This is a genomic window from Kytococcus aerolatus, from assembly GCF_900187395.1.
In the GTDB taxonomy this organism is placed as follows: Bacteria; Actinomycetota; Actinomycetes; order Actinomycetales; family Dermatophilaceae; genus Kytococcus; species Kytococcus aerolatus.
This window is the reverse complement of record NZ_FYEZ01000002.1, coordinates 179,402-197,470: the sequence shown is the minus strand read 5'-3', so window position 1 is coordinate 197,470 and position 18,069 is coordinate 179,402. Positions and strand designations below refer to the sequence as shown.

At 71.2% G+C, this 18,069-nt stretch carries 14 protein-coding genes; 3 read left to right on the top strand and 11 right to left on the bottom strand.

The window, feature by feature from the left end:
* Positions 1 to 71: 71 nt before the first annotated feature.
* The 10 genes from mrdA to CFT82_RS07855 all read right to left on the bottom strand — a co-directional run bounded on the left by mrdA (position 72) and on the right by CFT82_RS07855 (position 13,565).
* A complete protein-coding gene (gene mrdA, locus CFT82_RS07900) occupies positions 72 to 2,321 on the bottom strand; it encodes a penicillin-binding protein 2 (RefSeq protein WP_088818536.1) in 2,250 nt (749 codons plus the stop codon).
* Positions 2,318 to 2,806 carry a rod shape-determining protein MreD gene (gene mreD / locus CFT82_RS07895; protein ID WP_088818535.1) on the bottom strand — a complete coding sequence of 163 codons (489 nt, stop codon included), beginning with the start codon at positions 2,804 to 2,806 and terminating at the stop codon, positions 2,318 to 2,320. The genes mrdA and mreD overlap by 4 nt, the downstream gene beginning before the upstream one ends.
* Positions 2,806 to 4,062 (bottom strand): rod shape-determining protein MreC, encoded by a 1,257-nt coding sequence (mreC, locus tag CFT82_RS07890; protein ID WP_088818534.1) that lies wholly within the window; start codon positions 4,060 to 4,062, stop codon positions 2,806 to 2,808. Before mreC ends, mreD begins: the two co-directional genes overlap by 1 nt.
* Entirely contained in the window at positions 4,062 to 5,093 is a 1,032-nt protein-coding gene (gene mreB / locus CFT82_RS07885) for a rod shape-determining protein (RefSeq protein WP_088818839.1), read from the bottom strand. Before mreB ends, mreC begins: the two co-directional genes overlap by 1 nt.
* A gap of 85 nt (positions 5,094 to 5,178) precedes the next feature.
* A complete protein-coding gene (ndk, locus tag CFT82_RS07880; RefSeq protein ID WP_088818533.1) occupies positions 5,179 to 5,640 on the bottom strand; it encodes a nucleoside-diphosphate kinase in 462 nt (153 codons plus the stop codon).
* A 30-nt stretch (positions 5,641 to 5,670) separates the two neighbouring features.
* On the bottom strand, positions 5,671 to 6,513 hold the full coding sequence (locus CFT82_RS07875) for an undecaprenyl-diphosphate phosphatase (protein ID WP_088818532.1): 843 nt from the start codon (positions 6,511 to 6,513) through the stop codon (positions 5,671 to 5,673).
* Positions 6,513 to 6,923 (bottom strand): DUF4233 domain-containing protein, encoded by a 411-nt coding sequence (locus CFT82_RS07870; RefSeq protein WP_088818531.1) that lies wholly within the window; start codon positions 6,921 to 6,923, stop codon positions 6,513 to 6,515. The genes CFT82_RS07875 and CFT82_RS07870 overlap by 1 nt, the downstream gene beginning before the upstream one ends.
* Positions 6,920 to 8,317, bottom strand: a complete 1,398-nt coding sequence (locus CFT82_RS07865) for a bifunctional folylpolyglutamate synthase/dihydrofolate synthase (RefSeq protein WP_088818530.1) — start codon at positions 8,315 to 8,317, stop codon at positions 6,920 to 6,922. The genes CFT82_RS07870 and CFT82_RS07865 overlap by 4 nt, the downstream gene beginning before the upstream one ends.
* The gene (gene ileS, locus CFT82_RS07860) at positions 8,314 to 11,661 is read right to left on the bottom strand and encodes an isoleucine--tRNA ligase (protein WP_088818529.1); all 3,348 of its coding nucleotides are present in this window, start codon (positions 11,659 to 11,661) and stop codon (positions 8,314 to 8,316) included. Before ileS ends, CFT82_RS07865 begins: the two co-directional genes overlap by 4 nt.
* Before the next feature lie 332 nt (positions 11,662 to 11,993).
* Positions 11,994 to 13,565: an alanine/glycine:cation symporter family protein gene (locus CFT82_RS07855; RefSeq protein ID WP_088818528.1), complete on the bottom strand. Its 1,572-nt coding sequence runs from the start codon at positions 13,563 to 13,565 to the stop codon at positions 11,994 to 11,996.
* A 193-nt stretch (positions 13,566 to 13,758) separates the two neighbouring features.
* Here CFT82_RS07855 and valS point away from each other — a divergent pair, with 193 nt between their 5' ends.
* The 3 genes from valS (at position 13,759) to CFT82_RS07840 (ending at position 17,474) form a co-directional block, all read left to right on the top strand.
* A complete protein-coding gene (gene valS / locus CFT82_RS07850; protein WP_088818527.1) occupies positions 13,759 to 16,413 on the top strand; it encodes a valine--tRNA ligase in 2,655 nt (884 codons plus the stop codon).
* Between the two features lie 234 nt (positions 16,414 to 16,647).
* Positions 16,648 to 17,106, top strand: a complete 459-nt coding sequence (locus CFT82_RS07845) for a hypothetical protein (RefSeq protein WP_407656030.1) — start codon at positions 16,648 to 16,650, stop codon at positions 17,104 to 17,106.
* Positions 17,107 to 17,132: 26 nt separating this feature from the next.
* A complete protein-coding gene (locus tag CFT82_RS07840) occupies positions 17,133 to 17,474 on the top strand; it encodes a hypothetical protein (protein WP_088818525.1) in 342 nt (113 codons plus the stop codon).
* 16 nt (positions 17,475 to 17,490) lie between these two features.
* Here CFT82_RS07840 and CFT82_RS07835 read toward each other — a convergent pair whose 3' ends face one another.
* Positions 17,491 to 18,063 (bottom strand): hypothetical protein, encoded by a 573-nt coding sequence (locus tag CFT82_RS07835; protein ID WP_088818524.1) that lies wholly within the window; start codon positions 18,061 to 18,063, stop codon positions 17,491 to 17,493.
* Between the last annotated feature and the right edge of the window lie 6 nt (positions 18,064 to 18,069).

Genomic DNA, 18,069 nt, shown 5'->3' with positions numbered 1-18,069 from the left:
CGGCGCTCCCGGGCCTGTTCTCCGGGGCTCTGCGTCATCCGTGGCCGATCGAACGGCAAGAGAGCAGTCTATCAGCCACCGGAGGAGCGGCCCGACCCCCTGCCGGAGTCCTTCTTGCCCTGCGTGTCCGGCGACGAGTACTCCGGGTCGACCTCGCCGACCAGCGACTCCTTCGTGACGTCCTCGACGGTGACCACCTTGGCGCCGGCCTTCTTGGCCCGCTGGGTGGCAGCCTTCACGTCCCGCTCGGAGTCCTGCGAGCTGAGCGGGTCGCCCGGCCGGTGCGGGGTGAGCTTGCCCTCCCGCTTGAGGGCCTGCCAGATCGAGGCGCTCACCGGGGCGGCGTACTCCGACCCGGTGCCCGAGTCCCCCATCACCACGAGGACGACGTACTTCGAGTCCTTGCCCGCGTCATAGCTCACGAACCAGGAGGTGGAGGACTCGCCGTCGACCTCCGCCGTCCCGGTCTTCCCGGCCAGCGGGTAGCGGTCGTTGTCCCAGTCGCGGAAGGCCCACGCGGCGGTGCCCCGGGAGACCACGCTCTCCAACCCCTCGCGGACGATCTTCAGGTCGTCCGGCTCCAGCTCGACCCGGTTGCGGACCTTCGTGGAGTAGCGCTCGGCCACCGAGCCGTCCTGGTTCAACGCCTCGGCCGCGATCCGCGGCTCGATGGTGTTCCCCCCGTTGGCGATGGCGGCGTAGACCACCGCCATCTGCAGGGGCGTCGTGGAGACGTCACCCTGGCCGATGGAGAAGTTCACCGCGTCACCACCGCGGTACTGGTAGCCACGCAGGCAGTGCTCCTCGTCGTACCCGCGGAGCTCCTTCTTCCGCTTCGCGCTCTTGGCCTCCGGGTACTCGTTCTTCTCGGCCCGCTCGCAGGCGGCGTCCTTGGTGGACTGCCAGTAGTTCAGCTTCCAGTCCCGGTCCGGGATCCGCCCCGCGGACTCGTTGGGCAGGTCCACGCCGGTCTTCGAGCCCAGCCCGAAGCCGCGGGCGATGTCCGCGTAGGGATCCTGCACGTCCTTGGCCTCCAGACCGCCCAGCGCGCGCCAGGTGCGGAAGGACCACCGGTAGAAGGCGGTGTCGCAGGAGATCTCCATGATCTGCTGCAGGGTGAGGTCGCCGTGCGCCTTGGACTCGAAGTTCCGGAAGTAGCGGTCACCGACCTTCACCCGGGCCGGGCAGGAGTACTTCACGTCCGGGTCGAGCCCCTGGGTGAAGGCCACCGGCATGGAGATGGCCTTGAAGGTGGAGGCCGGTGGCCAGACCGACTGGATGAGCTTGTTCGTGAGCGGCACGCCCTGACCCTCGTCGGTGAGCGTCTCGAGCTGCTTCGCGCTCACCCCGCCGGACCACACCTCGGGGTTGTACCCGGGGTTGCTGGCCGCGGCCACCACCGCCCCGGTCTCGGCGTTCATCACCACCGCCGCGCCGGTGCGGGCGGCCCCCTTGACCTCGGGGTCGCTCGGGTCGTCCACCTCGTTGTTCTCGCGGGCGATCTCGCTGGCCTGCGCGAGGGCGTCCTCGGCCGTCTTCTGGACGGTCGGGTCGATGTGCGTCCGGACGTCCTTGCCAGCCACCGGCTCGGTGTGCTTCACCTCGCGCAGGAACTTCCCGCTGGGCGTCACCGCCACGGTGGTCTTGCCGTACCGGCCACGGAGGACCTCGTCGTACTCGGCCTCCAGACCGTCCCGCCCGACCAGCTCGGTGGGCAGCAGTTCGTCCCGCTGCTCCATGTCCTCCCGGGAGACCCGGGTGAGATAGCCCAGCACCTGGGCGGCGAGCGCACCCTCCGGCTTGGGCCAGCCCCGCTCGGACTCGTTGGTCACCGCCACCCCGGGATAGTCCTCGGGCCGCTCCAGGATCGGCAGCAGCCGGCCGGGGTCGACATTCTCGGCGATGACGATCGGCTGGTAGGCCGCCCCGCTGTTGCACTTCGGGGGTCGGGGCGCGTCGTCCGCGCCGCAGGTGCGGGTGCGGGCCCACATCTCCTTCTCGTCCCCGCCGACCTCGCGGGCCACGGCCTCCACGATGCCCCTGCCCTCGTCCTCCTCCTCCCGCAGCACCTGCGGGTCCACGGTCACCGTGGCGTGCGCGACGTTGCGGACGAAGGGGGTGCCGTCGGCGGCCAGGATGCGGCCCCGGGTGGCCGAGGTGGTGATCTCACGGGTGTTCGTCGTCTCGGCCGCGTTCTGGTAGCGGTCGTGGTCGAGCACCGTCATCTGCGCCATGCGACCGACCAGGACGAGGCAGGCCACCAGCACCAGAACGACCATGACCACGGTGCGGCGACGGGCGGTGGCGAGCTGGCGCATCATGTGGCGTTCCTCGTGAGGGCGGCGTTCTCCAGGTGCATGAGGACGGGCACGACCACGCAGCCGAGGAGGGTGGTCAGGAGCCAGGCCCAGGGGTCGACGGTGTCACCGGTCTGGTGCCCCAGGGCCAGCGCCATGACCCAGCGCACGCCCTGCACGAGCAGCGCGCTCACCGCGACGGTCAGCGAGGTGAGGATCCACGAGCGACGGACGGTCGCGGCCACCCCACCGGCCAGCCAGCCCACGGCACCGTAGGTGAGCGCGGTGGACCCCAGCACCCCGGCGCCGGGCGGCACGAGATCGACCAGCCAGCCGGCCACCAGGCCCCACACGAGCCCGGAGCGCGCCCCCCGGAGCAGGGCGACCCCCAGGACGACGAGCAGGAGCAGGTCCGGGGCGGGGAAGGCCAGCCGCGGCAGCAGGCCGGCCGTGACGACGGCCAGCAGGACCAGCGTCACGAAGCGGATGACGACGACGAGCAGGCGCATCAGTCGGCCTCCTGGGTGGCGCTGGGCTGGGGGACGAGATCGTCGGTGGGCGCCTGGGTGGGCGCTGGGGCGGAACCACCGGAGGTCGGCTCGGCGGCGTCGGCGGGGGCGTCGGAGGCCACCGAGGCGTCACCGGTCGGGCTCACCAGGACCTCCTCGTCGTCCTGCGTGTTGCCGTCCAGCGGCCCGTCGGCCGAGTCGGCGGCCTTCTCTCCCGAGGTGGGGCTGGCCGAGGAGCTCTTGCCCGACCAGTCGCCGCCACCGGACCCGTCCGAGCTCTTCGGGGGCTTCGCCTCCGGGATGGTCGCCGTGCGCCGGGACTCGTCGCGCTCCTTCGTGGTGAGCACCCCCACCACGTCCAGCGAGGTGCCGTCCACGGCAGGACGCACCACGGCGGTCTCCTGCAGCTGTCCCTTGTCCGGGTCGACCGAGACGACCCGTCCCACGGGGATGCCGGCCACGAACGGGGAGGTCGATCCGCCGATGGTGACGAGCTGGTCCTTCTTCTCGAAGCTGCCCAGCTGGAAGGCCTGGAGCGTGAGCTGGCCCGTCTTGCGGGCCGGCACCCCGGGCGGGGCGGTCGCCGAGAGCACCCCGATCGCCGAGTCCTGGGAGCGGACGCCCACCGAGAGCTTCGGGTCGCCGAGCACCATGACCTCGCTGGTCCACGGGGTCACCGAGATGACCCGTCCCACCAGGCCCTCGTGGCTCACGACGGTCAGGTCGGCCTCGATCCCGTCCCGCGACCCCACGTCCAGGGTGATCCGCCGGTCCGGCGAGGTGGTCGTCGAGGAGCTGAAGCCGATGACGCGGGCCGGGACGAGCTCACGACCCGCCACGAGGTCGGACTGGAAGAGCTCCTCGGTGGCGGTGTCCTGGTGCTGCTCCTCGCGCAGGGCGGCCACCTCGTCGGCCAGCCGGTCGCGCTCGGCCTCGGCGGCCACGAGCTCCTGGGTGGGCGGCACGATGACCGCACGCTGCACCGGGGCCATCGCCACCTCCGCGCCGTCCCGCACCGGGTCGAGCAGCGCCGGTGCGAGGAGGTCGGCGACGACGGCCGCCCCGGTCAGGCCCAGGGCGGCGATCGGGCCGATCCACGCCTTCCGCTCGGCGGAGCGGTCCCGCCGCTGCATGCCGAGACGGCGCCCGGTCAGGCCCTCGCGGCGGACCACCCCCACCGGGACGCGGCGCTGGGAGTCCCCGCGCCGGCGTCCGCGGAGCTGCTCGGCACTCACGGGTCGGATGCGGTCCTTCATCAGTAGCGCTGCTCCCCGACGACGATGCGGCGGAGGCGGGCCAGGTCGTCGATGCACCGGCCGGCGCCGCGGATCACGGCACGGCGCGGGTCCTTCGCGACGTGCACGGGCACCCCGATCTCCCGCGAGATACGGTGGTCGATCCCCCGCAGGGCGGCCACCCCGCCGGTGAGGACGACGCCCTGCTCCCGGACGTCCCCGGCCAGATCCGGCGGGCACTGGTCGACCAGTCCGCGGGCGAAGGCGCTCATGGCGGAGAGCGGCTCGGCCAGGGCCTCGCGGAGCTCCGCGCTGGAGAGACGCACCGACTCCGGCAGACCCGTCTGCAGGCTGCGGCCGTGGACGGTACCCACGATCTCCTCCTGCAGCGGCACGGCGGTGCCCAGCTCGGTCACGACCTCGGCGGCGGTGCGCTCCCCGAGCAGCAGGCCGTGCTGCTCCCGCAGGTGGTCGCGGGCGGCGGTCTCCAGGTCGTCACCGCCCACCCGGGCGGAGCCGGAGCGGACGATGCCGCCCAGCGCCGTGATGGCGCCGTCGGTGGTCCCCCCACCGATGTCGAGGACCATCGAGGCGCGCTCGTCGTTGACCGGCAGGCCGGCCCCGATCGCCGCGGCCATCGCCTCCTCCACGACGAAGACCTCGCGCGCCCCCGAGCGCAGCACGGTCTCCTCCAGCGCGCGCCGCTCGACGGCGGTGATCTGGGAGGGGGCGCTCACGACGACGCGCGGTCGGTTGAGGAAGCCGGCGTGGACCTGGTCGATGAAGGTCCGGAGCATCGACTCCGCGACGTCCGCATCGACGATCACCCCGTCGCGCACCGGACGCATGATGTGCACGTGGGCCGGCGTGCGGCCGATCAGCCCCCGGGCCCGCTCCCCCGCGGCCAGCACCTTCCCGGTTCCCCCCTCGACCGCGAGGACGGACGGCTCGTCGAGGACGACCCCCTTCTTCTTGCGCCAGATCAGGGTGCTGGTGGTACCCAGATCGATCGCCAGGTCTCCACCTCGGAGCCGCTGCCACGGAGAACTCATGAGGGGCATCGTATGTCCCCCGCCCCACCCCCGCGGGAGCGCCCCGACCATGCCGACGTGACACGCGGCACGGTCGGGACACCGGTCACAGGCCGTTCGGGAACCAGATGGCGATCTCGCGGGCGGCCGACTCCGGGGAGTCCGAGCCGTGCACGATGTTCTGCTGCACCGTGAGGCCCCAGTCACGGGCCAGGTCGCCGCGGATGGAGCCGGGGGCGGCGGTGGTCGGGTCGGTGGTCCCGGCGATCGTGCGGAAGCCCGTGATGCAGCCGTGGCCCTCGATGACCGCGGCCACCAGCGGGCCGGAGGACATGAACTCCACCAGCGGCTCGTAGAAGGGCTTGCCCTCGTGCTCGGCGTAGTGGGCGGCCAGCTGCTCGGGGGTTGCCTCGACCACCGAGAGGGCGGCCAGGCGGTAGCCCTTGGCCTCGATGCGGGACAGGACCTCACCGGTCAGGCCACGGCGGTAGCCGTCGGGCTTCACCAGGACGAGCGAGCGCTCGACCTGGTCGTCGTTCTGGGCGGGGGCGGCGGTGTTCTCAGTCACGCCCCCACCCTAGCGGCGTCCCGACCCCGCTCAGGCCGTGGCGGGCAGGACGCCCGTGCCCAGCAGGCCGAAGAGCACCAGCGCGAGCACGACCCGGTAGATCACGAAGGGCTTGAAGTCGTGCGTCGAGATGTAGCGCAGCAGCCAGGCGATCACCGCGTAGCCGACCACGAAGCTGATGAGGGTCGCCACCGCGATCGGGCCCCAGGCGGGCTCGACCGGGTCGTCGGCGATCTTCAGCAGCTGCATCCCGCCGGAGGCGAGCACCGCCGGGATGGCCAGCAGGAAGGAGTAGCGGGCCGCAGCGACGCGCGAGTAGCCCATGAAGAGACCACCGGCGATCGTGCCGCCCGAGCGCGAGACGCCCGGGATGAGAGCCAGGGCCTGCCAGAGGCCGAACTTCAGGCCGTCGCCCCAGGAGAGGTGCTCCAGCTCCTTGGTCCGCTCCGCCGGGCGCCGGGCGACCAGGTGGTCGGCGAACCCGATGACCAGACCGAAGAAGAGCAGCATCGAGGCGGTGAGCCACAGGTTGCGCAGCGGGCCCTCGATGACGTCCTGGAAGAGCAGACCCAGGAGACCGATCGGGAGGGATCCGACGATGACCAGCCAGCCCATGCGCACGTCCGGGTCCGAGTGCGGGATCCGGCCGACCAGCGCCTGGCACCAGCGGCTGATGATCCGGAAGATGTCCTTCCGGAAGTAGATGAGCACGGCCGCCTCGGTGCCGAGCTGGGTGATGGCGGTGAACGCCGCACCCGGGTCGTCCCCGCCGAACCAGCGGCCGACGATGGACAGGTGCGCGCTGGAGGAGATCGGCAGGAACTCGGTGAGCCCCTGCACGAGCCCCAGGACGACGGCCTCGAGCCAACCCATCAGCGTCCCTCCTCCCCGGCCACGTGGTGCGTGCCGGTCTCGAACTGTCGGCTCAGGGCGTCCATCTTGTCCCCCTGCCACAGGGCGAGCACCCAGATGACCAGGAAGATCACACCGACGGCCAGCATCGCCGGCTCGACGAGGGCGCAGGCGAGGGTGAGCAGCTGCAGCAGCCACCCGACGGTGACGCCGGGGCGGCTCTTGAGCAGCACCATCGTCACCAGGCAGAGCACCGCCAGCACGCAGCCGCCCACGAGGTACCAGGTGGAGAAGTCGTCACCACGGGCATGGGCCAGACCACGCACCGCCAGGGCCCCGAAGAACAGGGCGAACGACTGGAAGAAGAGCGTCACCGCCGCGAAACGACGGGACATCTTCCCGAGGGGACCGACGAGGGGGATGGAACTCACGGGGTGGAGTCTCCCATGCCCAGCAGGGTGCGGACGTCGGCAGCCGTCGTGATCGAGCCCGTCGCCAGGACGCCCCCGGAGACACCGCCCTCGTCCGCCAGCTCGGCGGCGAGGTCCAGCGCGTCGGGCAGGTTCGGGACCACGGTGACCATGTCCTCGCCGAGCAGCTCGCGGGCCACCCTCCCCAGCGCCTCGGGCTCCATCGAGCGCGGGCTGGTGTTGCGCGAGACCACGAGGTGGTCCACGGCCGGCCCCAGCGCCGAGAGCAGCCCCTCGACGTCCTTGTCCTCGAAGATCGCCACCAGACCGATCAACCGAGCGAAGGTGAAGGACTCCTCCATCGCCCGGGCGAGGGCGAGCATGCCGTGCGGGTTGTGGGCCGAGTCCACCACCACGGTGGGCGAGCGGCGCACGACCTCGAGCCGGCCCGGGGTGCTCATGTCGCCCACGGCGTCGCGCAGCAGCTCGGGGCCCAGCGCCTGACCGCCGTCCCCGAGGAAGCTCTCCACGGCGGCCACGGCGAGCGCCAGGTTCTCCGCCTGGTGACGGCCGTGGAGGGGCAGGAGCAGGTCCTCGTAGGAGCCCGCCAGCCCGCGCAGCCCCACGAGCTGTCCGCCGACGGCGACGTCGTGGGAGTCGACCCCGAAGTCGACCCCGGCGATCGCCACCCGGGCACCGGCCGCGTGGGCGGCCTCGGCGATGACCGCCCGGACGTCCTCCTCCTGCTCGGCGCTCACCACGCGGGCGCCGGGCTTGATGATCCCGGACTTCTCGGCCGCGATGTCCGTGAGCTCGCTGCCGAGGAAGCGCTCGTGGTCGATGCCGATGGGCGTGAGCACCGCGACGTCGCCGTCGGCCACGTTCGTGGCGTCCCATCGCCCTCCGAGCCCGACCTCGACGACGGCCACGTCCACCGGGGCGTCGGCGAAGGCGGCCAGGCCGAGCACGGTGATGCACTCGAAGTAGCTCAGCGGCGGGTTGCCGGCCGCCTCGGCCTCGGCGTCGACGATGGCCAGGAAGGGGGCCACGTCGTCCCACACGGCGAGGAAGTGCTCGCCGGAGATGGGCTCCCCGTCGATGGTGATCCGCTCCAGCGGGCTGTGCAGGTGGGGGGAGGTGAAGCGCCCCGTGCGCAGACCGGTCTCCCGGAGGATCCGCTCCACCATGCGAGTGGTGGAGGTCTTGCCGTTGGTCCCGGTGAGGTGGATGACCCGGTAGGTGCGCTGCGGGTCCCCGAGGAGCTCCATCGCCCGGGCCACCCGGTCCAGGGTGGGCACGGCGTCGGACTCGGGCAGGCGCGCCATGAGCGCGTCGGTCACCTCGCGGACCCGGCGCCGGGTCTCCAGCTCCTCGGCGGCCGCCCTGGCGGCGTCCTGCGAACCGGTGGGGCTCATCGGCCGCCCTCCTGCCGGGAGAGGTGCACGAGGACGCTGCGGCCCTCGCCGAGGTCGACCTCGGCGACGTGCTCGAAGGCCCCCTCGGGCACCGGGGTGTCCCGGGGGCCGGCACCGAACTGCACGGCCAGGACCTCGTCCATGATGAGCTGCTGGTGGGTCACCGCGGCGCCCCACACCTGCTCGTCCCCCAGCAGGGTGAGGCTGATCCGGTCGGAGACCTCCAGCCCCGCGGCCCGACGCTCGCCCTGCACGGCACGGACGATGTCACGGGCGGTGCCCTCGACGGCCAGCTCGTCGGTGACCGTGGTGTCCAGCACCACGAAGCCCCCGCCGGGCAGGATGCCGGTGGCGGTGCCCTCGGCGGTGTCACCGGTCACCGTCTCCAGGGTGTACTCCCCCTCGACGAGCTCGATGCCACCGGCGGTGACGGTGCCGTCCTCGGCCACCGACCAGTCCCCGGACTTGGACCCCTTGATGACGGTCTGGACGTCCTTGCCCAGTCGCGGCCCGGCGGCACGGGCGTTGACCACCAGGCGCTGCTCGACCCCGTACTCACGGGCCTCGTCGGATTCCAGGGCCAGCAGACGCACCTCGCGCACGTTGAGCTCGTCGGCCACGAGCGCCCCGGTGTCCCGCAGGACGGTCGGGTCCTCCAGCACCACCGTCAGGCTCTGCAGCGGCAGGCGGTTGCGCAGGCCGGCGCCCTTGCGCAGGGCCGAGCCGGCGGAGGTCACCCGGCGGGCGGCCTCCATCGACGCCGCCAGGGACGCGTCGCTCGGGAAGTCCTCGGCGGTCGGCCAGTCGGCCAGGTGCACAGACTCCCCGCCGGTCAGGCCGCGCCAGATCTCCTCGGCGGCGAAGGGCAGCAGCGGGGCCGCCAGGCGGGCGACCGTCTCCAGGACCGTGAACAGGGTGTCGAAGGCGGCGGTGTCCGTGCCCTCCCAGAAGCGGTCGCGCGAGCGGCGCACGTACCAGTTGGTCAGGGTGTCGAGGAAGTCGCGCAGCTCCTCGCAGGCCCGGGCGATGTCGTTCTCGTCCATCGCCTCGGTCATCGCCCGCACCAGGTCGCCCGTGGCGCCCAGGACGTAGCGGTCCATCGGGTCGGCCGAGGCGGTGGACCACCGGGCCCGGTGGCCGCCCTCGGCGGCGGCGTTGGCGTACATGGCGAAGAAGGACCACGCGTTCCACAGCGGGATCATCACCTGCCGCACGCCCTCGCGGATGCCCTGCTCGGTGACCACGAGGTTGCCGCCGCGCAGGATCGAGGAGCTCATGAGGAACCAGCGCATCGCGTCGGCGCCGTCGCGGTCGAAGACCTCCGAGACGTCGGGGTAGTTGCGCAGCGACTTGCTCATCTTCTGGCCGTCGCTGCCCAGCACGATGCCGTGGCAGATGACATTGCTGAAGGCCGGCCGGTCGAACAGGGCGGTGGCCAGCACGTGCATCGTGTAGAACCAGCCGCGGGTCTGGCCGATGTACTCCACGATGAAGTCGGCCGGGAAGTGGTGCTCGAACCACTCGGCGTTCTCGAAGGGCACGTGGTTCTGGGCGTAGCTCATGGAGCCGGAGTCGAACCAGACGTCGAGGACGTCCTCCACACGCCGCATCGTCGAGCGGCCCGTCGGGTCGTCCGGGTTCGGCCGGGTGAGCCGGTCGATCCACGGGCGGTGGAGGTCCACCTCGCCGGAGTCGTTGCGCGGCAGCTCCCCGAAGTCGGCCTCGAGCTCGGCGAGCGAGCCGTAGACGTCGACTCGAGGGTGAGCGGGGTCGTCGGACACCCAGACCGGCACCGGGCTGCCCCAGAAGCGGTTGCGGGTGATCGACCAGTCGCGGGCGCCCTCCAGCCACTTGCCGAACTGGCCGTGCTTGACGTTCTCCGGCACCCAGGTGATCTGCTCGTTGTTCGCGAGCATCCGGTCCTTGATCTCCGTGACCTTGACGAACCAGGACTCCACGCCCTTGTAGATGAGCGGGGTGCGGCAGCGCCAGCAGTGCGGGTAGGAGTGGTCGTAGGTCTCGTGGCGCAGCAGGACGGTGCCTGGGGACACGCTGCCGGCGGTCTCCCCCCGGGTGGCGGCCTTGAGGTCGGCGACGATCGGGGCGTTGGCCTCGAAGACCTGCATCCCGGCGTACTCGTCCACCGGCGTGGTGAAGGCACCGTCGGGGCCGACCGGCATGACCGGCTCGATGTTCTCCCGGTCGGTGACGACCTTGTCCTCCTCACCGAAGGCGCCGGCGGTGTGGACGAGCCCCGTGCCGTCGGTGGTGGTGACGAACTCGGCCTCGACCACGCGGTGGGCGTTCTCGGCCCCGGCGTAGTACGAGAAGGGCGGGGTGTAGGAGCGACCCGCCACCTCGGAGCCCTTGAGGCGCTCGACGATCCGCGAGGCCGGGTCCTCCCCCAGCTCCCGGGCGTAGGCCTCCAGCCGCGCCTCGGCCAGCAGGTAGCGCTGCGAGGAGCCGGTGGGGTCGGTGGCCGGGTCGGACTCCACGACGACGTAGTCGATCTCCGGGCCGACCATGATCGCCAGGTTGCTCGGCAGGGTCCACGGCGTGGTCGTCCACACCAGGGCGATCTCCCCGGTCTCCAGGCGCAGGCCGACGGTCACCGCCGGGTCCTGGCGCATCTGGTAGACGTCGTCGTCCATCCGCAGCTCGTGGTTGGACAGCGGGGTCTGGTCCTTCCAGCAGTACGGCAGCACCCGGAAGTCCTGGTAGGCCAGGCCCCGGTCGTAGAGCTGCTTGAAGGCCCAGATGACGCTCTCCATGTACCCGGGGTTGAGCGTCTTGTAGTCGTTCTCGAAGTCCACCCAGCGGCCCATGCGGTGGACGTAGTCCTGCCACTCGTCGGTGTAGCGCAGGACGGACTCCCGGCAGGCGGCGTTGAAGCGGTCGATGCCCAGGTCGAGGATCTCGTCCTTGGTGGTGATCCCCAGCTGGCGCATCGCCTCCAGCTCGGCGGGCAGACCGTGCGTGTCCCAGCCGAAGCGGCGCTCCACGCGCTGACCGCGCATCGTGCGGTAGCGCGGCACCACGTCCTTGACGTACCCGGTGAGCAGGTGGCCGTAGTGGGGCAGGCCGTTGGCGAAGGGCGGGCCGTCGAAGAAGACGTACTCGTTGCTGCCGTCCTCCCCGGCGTCCCGGTTCTCCACGCTGCGACGGAAGACGTCGCCGGCCTCCCAGTGGCGCAGCACCCCGGCCTCGATCTCCGGGAAGGAGGGGGCGGCCACGCCGGTGCCCGGCTCCCCGGGGGTGCCGGTGCGGGCCAGGGGGTACACGCCGCGCGCGGTGGCTGCGTCGTCCCCGGCGGGGGTGCTCTGGGGCTGTTCTGCGGTGCTCATCGCGGGTCCTCTCCTCGGGCGGTGCTGCTGCACTCTGCTCGAGGACGAGCCCGTCGGTGGGGACGGTCCCGCGGTACCACCTCGCTTGCCGCGCCGGTCGACCTCTCGATCGGCCTTGTGCGACCACTTCCTGACGGCTGTGACGGGCCTACCCGCCCGGTTCTACTGAGCGCCGGCCCCGCGGGGTCCTGCACCGTTCTTCCGGAGGCTCCCCGGTGATGGCCGGATCAGTGCCTGTGGTGCAGATGCTACCGGGTACGGGCCGGCGGCCCCGACTCGTGGTGAGTCGGGGCCGCCGGGGATCTGTCCGGCCGGGGCCGGAGTCGGTGGGGTCAGCTGCCCACCGTCATGCGGGTCGCACCCTCGCGGTCGTCCTCGCCGAGGATGTCCAGGCGGCCCGCCTTGCGGTCGGCCAGGTACTCCTTCATCTCCTGCTTGATGACCGGCAGCAGCAGGTACACACCGAGCAGGTTCACGAAGGCGCAGAGGAACAACCAGCTGTCGGCGAAGTTCATGACCGCCGTCAGGGTCAGCACCGCACCCATGACCGTGAAGAACAGGTAGATGGCCTTGATGGCGAACATCGAACCGCGGGAGTCACCGAACAGGTAGGCCCAGGCACGCATCGCGTAGTAGGCCCAGGTGATCTGGGTGGAGATGGCGAACAGGGCCACCGCCACGGCCAGCACGTACGGGAACCAGGGGATCACGGTCTCGAACGCGTTGGAAGTCACCAGCACGCCGTCCAGGGCCTGGGTGGCCGGGTCGTCGTCCGTCGCGTTGGCGATGGACTGGTTGTACTCCGGGGTGTCGGCGATGATGATCGTCAGGGCCGTCATGGTGCAGATGATGACGGTGTCGGCCAGGGGCTCCAGCAGGGCCACGAAGCCCTCGGAGACCGGACGACGGGTCTTCACCGCGGAGTGGGCGATCGGGGCCGAACCCAGACCGGCCTCGTTCGAGAAGGCCGCGCGCTGGAAGCCGACGATCAGCGTGCCGATGACACCACCGGCGACGCCCTCGGGGTTGAACGCGTCGGTCACGATGCGGGTCGCGGCGTCCGGCACGTGGTCGATGTTGACCACGATGACCACGAGACAGGCCACCAGGTACAGCAGACCCATGGCCGGGACCAGCTTCTCGGTGACCTTGCCGATGGACTTGATGCCACCCATGATCACCAGACCGACGATCACGGCGAGGGCCAGGCCGAAGAACAGCGAGGCGCCGGCGCCGCCGAGGAAGCCGTCGTCACCACCGGTGACGCTCTTCATCTGCGCGTAGGTCTGGTTGGACTGGAACATGTTGCCGCCGGCCGCGCCGAAGAACAGGATCGAGATGGCGAACAGGCCGGTCATGAGCGTGCCCACGACGGGGTGGATCTTGCCGTAGGCCACGGGCAGGTACTTGAACGGACCACCATCGACGGTGCCGTCCTCGCGGACCTCGCGGTACTTCACACCCAGGGTGCACTCCGCGAACTTGGTGGCCATGCCGAGCAGGCCACAGAGGATCATCCAGAAGGTGGCACCCGGTCCACCGACGGCCACGGCAACACCGACACCGGCGATGTTACCGAGGCCGACGGTGCCCGAGAGGGCCGAGGACAGTGCCTGGAAGTGCGTGATCTCGCCCGGGTCGGACTCCGTGGAGTACTTGCCGCGGACCACGTCCAGGGCCGTCGGCAGGCCCCGGAACTGGATGAACACGGTGTACAGCGTGACGATGATGCCGGCGAGCACCAGCCAGATCACGACGAAGGGGACCTCGACGTCGCCGAAGGTGATCGGGTAGAAGATGATCTCCGCGAACTTCTCCTGGATCGGATCGAAGAAATCGTTGATGTTCTGTTCAAGGGATGTCTTCCAGTCCGCCCGGACTGGTACGGGGCTGAGTGAGTTCATGTTCGCCACCGAACCAACACCCGCCCCGGGCCACTAGCAAACGAGACGCATCGTGCACAAAACGTTATCGACCCGACACCTCAGGGTGACCTCCGCCGACCAGCAGCCCCCGGGGGGCACCGGCACGAACCTGCGCTGCACCGCCTCTCCGAGGGGCTGCCGACGGGGCGCCGGGAAGTGCGAAGATGGCCCCATGACTGACTCCACCGCCGGAACCCGCCCCGCCCACCTGCCCGAGAAGCCGTCCCTCGACGGCCTCGAGGACCGGTGGACGGGCGTATGGGAGGAGCAGGACACCTATGCCTTCGACCGCGCCCGCGCCGCGTCGCTCCCCCGCGAGCAGCTGTTCACCATCGACACCCCTCCCCCGACGGCCTCCGGGTCGCTCCACGTGGGGCACGTGTTCGGCTACACGCAGGCAGACTGCATGGCGCGCTACAAGCGCATGACCGGCGCGGAGGTGTTCTACCCCATCGGCTGGGACGACAACGGTCTGCCCACCGAGCGCCGGGTGCAGAACTACTACGGCGTGCGCGGTGACATCACCCAGCCCTACGTGGAGGGCTACGAGCCGCCGCAGCGGGGGGGCGACGGCAAGTCCACCAAGGCCGCCAACCAGCAGCCGGTCAGCCGCCCCAACTTCATCGAGCTGTGCCACGAGCTGACGGTCAAGGACGAGAAGGCCTTCGAGGAGCTCTTCCGCCGGCTGGGCCTCTCGCTGGACTGGAACTACCAGTACCGCACCATTGACGACAACGCCCGGGCCACCAGCCAGCAGGCCTTCCTGCGCAACCTCCAGCGCGGCGAGGCCTACTCCGCCGAGGCGCCGGGGCTGTGGGACGTCACCTTCCAGACGGCCGTGGCCCAGGCCGAGCTCGAGGCCCGCGACTACCCGGGCGCATACCACCGCATCGCGTTCCACGGGCCGCAGGGTGACGTGGAGGTCGAGACCACCCGTCCCGAGCTGCTCCCGGCGTGCGTCGCCCTCATCGCCCACCCCGACGACGAGCGCTACCAGAACCTGTTCGGATCCACGGTGCGCACGCCGCTGTTCGGCGTGGAGGTGCCCGTCATCGCCCACGCGGCCGCCGAGATGGACAAGGGCGCCGGCATCGCCATGTGCTGCACCTTCGGTGACCTCACCGACGTGACCTGGTGGCGCGAGCTGCAGCTGCCGACGCGCTCGGTCATCACCCGCAACGGTCGCCTCACCGGCGAGACCCCCGCGTGGCTGGCCGACGGCCCCGGTGCGGAGCTCTACGCCGAGCAGCTCGCGACCAAGACCGTGCACACCGCGCGGGAGAACACGGTCACCGCGCTGCGCGAGTCCGGCGAGCTGGTGGGCGAGCCGGAGAAGACCCAGCGCAAGGCCAACTTCTTCGAGAAGGGTGACAAGCCGCTGGAGATCGTGACCTCCCGCCAGTGGTACATCCGCAACGGTGGGCGCGATGCGGAGCTGAACCGCGCCCTCATCGAACGCGGGGCCGAGGTGGACTTCCACCCGGCCTACATGGAGCGCCGCCACGCCAACTGGATCGAGGGCCTCAACGGCGACTGGCTGGTGAGCCGCCAGCGCTTCTTCGGGGTGCCCTTCCCCATCTGGTACCCGCTGGACGCCGACGGCGAGCCGGACCACGAGAACCCCATCACGCCCGCCGATGCCGACCTGCCCGTCGACCCGCAGACCGACACCGCACCGGGCTACGAGGAGTCCCAGCGCGACCAGCCGGGCGGGTTCGCCGCGGACCCGGACGTGCTCGACACCTGGGCCACCAGCTCGCTGAGCCCGCAGATCATCGGCGGGTGGCGCAACGACCCCGAGCTGTTCGAGATGGTCTTCCCGATGGACATGCGGCCGCAGGGGCACGACATCATCCGCACCTGGCTGTTCTCCACCATCGTGCGCGCCCACCACGAGCACGGCACCGTGCCGTGGTGGAACGCCACCCTGAACGGCTGGATCCTGGACCCGGACCGCAAGAAGATGTCCAAGTCCAAGGGCAACGTGGTCACCCCCGTGGACCTGCTCGAGGAGCACGGGTCCGATGCGGTGCGCTACTGGGCGGCCTCGGCCCGCCAGGGCGTGGACACCGCCTTCGACGCCCAGCAGATGAAGGTCGGCCGCCGGTTGGCCATCAAGCTCCTGAACGCCTCGAAGTTCGCCCTCGGCTTCGGCGAGGTGGACGGTGCCGAGCACCCGGAGCAGCTGCTCGCGCAGGTGACCGAGCCGGTGGACCAGTCGCTGCTGCTGGAGCTGGCGCGGGTGGTCGAGCAGGCCACCGCGGGCTTCGAGGCCTGGGACTACACCAAGGCCCTCGAGGTGACCGAGGCGTTCTTCTGGTCGTTCTGCGACGACTACCTGGAACTGGTCAAGGCCCGCGCCTACGGGGGCGACGAGGCCGAGGCCTCCGCCGCGACCACGAGCGCGCGCGCTGCCCTGCGGGTGGCCCTGGACGTGCAGCTGCGCCTGCTGGCCCCCTTCATCCCGTTCGCGACCGAGGAGGTCTGGAGCTGGTGGCACAGCGGCTCCGTGCACCGCGCCGCCTGGCCCACCGCCGCCGAGGTGACCCCCGAGGGCGCCACCGAGGCCGCCGGGGTGAAGGCGGCCGCCGCCGCCGTGCTGGCCGGTATCCGCAAGGCGAAGTCCGAGGCGAAGCTGGGGATGCGCGCCCAGGTGACCGCCATGACCCTGGCCGGTCCGGCCGCCCAGCGGGAGGCCGCCCACCGCGCCTGGGAGGACGTCGTCGCCTCCGGGCACGTGGTCTGCGAGGTCACCGAGGTGGAGGCCGACACCCTCGAGGTCCGCGACACCGAGCTGGTCAAGGTCGAGAAGCCGAAGAAGGACTGAGAGGCCGACCGAGACAGCCTGAACCGCCCCAACCACCGGGCGCTGTGCGGGGACCCGGAGTTTGACATCCCCCCCCCGGGCGCCTGTCAGGGTGCACGGGCAAGAACCTCGCAACCTGAGAAAGACTTCATGTTCTCTCGAACCGTCCCCGCAGGTCTTGCCGCAGTGGCACTCGGTCTAACCTCTGTCTCCACAGCGGCGGCCTCCCCAACCACACCCACAGACGACATGGGCGTGACCTCCTCCGATGCCGTCAGTCCGGAGGAGGTCGACCAGCTGGCCTCTGACCTCGAGGCTCTCTTCACCGATGGCATGCAGCAGCGCCCCGACGGTACGTTCGTGATCGACCGCGCTGGCATCATTGAGCGCTTTGGCCCCGTCGAGGGCGGGGCCATCATTCATGAGTTCACGAAGGTGGCGCGCACCGATGCTTCCTCCAGCCAGCGGGATGGCCTGGTACACACAGCCGGAACGAGTTATGGCGAGTGTGTCCTGAACTACACCGGCTTCGGTCTCATCTTCGGCTCAGCCGAAGGTACGATCCTTGGCTACATCAACCGGCACGCGTGGAAGGACGCCGCTGAGGCGATGGTCAAGTTCCTGGGCCGCCAGGCCGTCAAGGGCGGCGCTGTGGGGCTCGCGGCCTCCCTCGCGGCCGGCGGTGCGTGGTGCGCCACTCCGTGGTCGCGCTAACACCCGAACATGAGAGGGGCGAGCCGATGACACGCATGAACATCCCATGGCTCCTTGCTGCTCTGTTCGGGTCGGCCGCCGTGTCGCTGGGGGGCCAGGGGCTCCTGGTGGTTGGTGCCGTCTGCCTCGTGGTGTCCCTCCTGGCCGGTCTGGCTTTCGTCAGCGGCCGCACGAAGGGGGAACCGCGCGGTGCCGACCGGTTCGTGGCGATCGTTCCGCCGGTCCTCACCGCCCTCGCCGCCCTGGCCGCATGGCGGGCGACCGACCTGCCGTGGCCAGCCCTCTGGGCGCTGGCCGCCGTCCCTCTGGTGGCGTGGCTGCTGCCGTGGCGGATCGGTAAGCACCAACCGGAGCTGCGGGGGTCCTGACCCCGCCCCTGGCTCGTCAGCGGGGTGCGATGACGAGCCAGGGCTGGCGCCAGCCCGCGACCCGCTGCTCCCCGGCCGCCAGGGCGTCCACGTCGGCGGGCACGACGGTGCCGGCCGCCGGGTCGTAGAGCACCCACCGGCCGGAGGAGTCGGCCGCCACCACGCAGACGTGGCGGGGCATGGTCCGCTGCCCGACGTAGAGCAGGGCGGGCAGGTCCGCCGCGATCCCCTCCAGCGCCCCGGCGAGGGCCTCCGCTCCCCCGCGCCACACCTGGCGCAGCACGTAGCGCGGGCAACCGCCCCGCTCCCGACGCACGACGCCCCGCAGCTCGGCCAGCGCGCCCCACGGCGGGGTGCCCAGCGCCATCGGCCAGGGCGCGCGCAGAGCCCGTGCCTCCCACGGGTTGTTGGTGCGGCCGAAGCGCGTGAGCTCGGCTCCCCGGAAGTCCTCGGCCTCCACCGTGTCGTCCGGGGCCGGCAGGGGCATCCCCTCCAGGAGCCGTTCGGCCACCACGAGGCTGGCCGCCCCGCAGGTCACGCCGGTGGACTGTCGCGGGAGCTGCTGCCCGGCCTCCAGGGTGGTCCGCACGCCCGG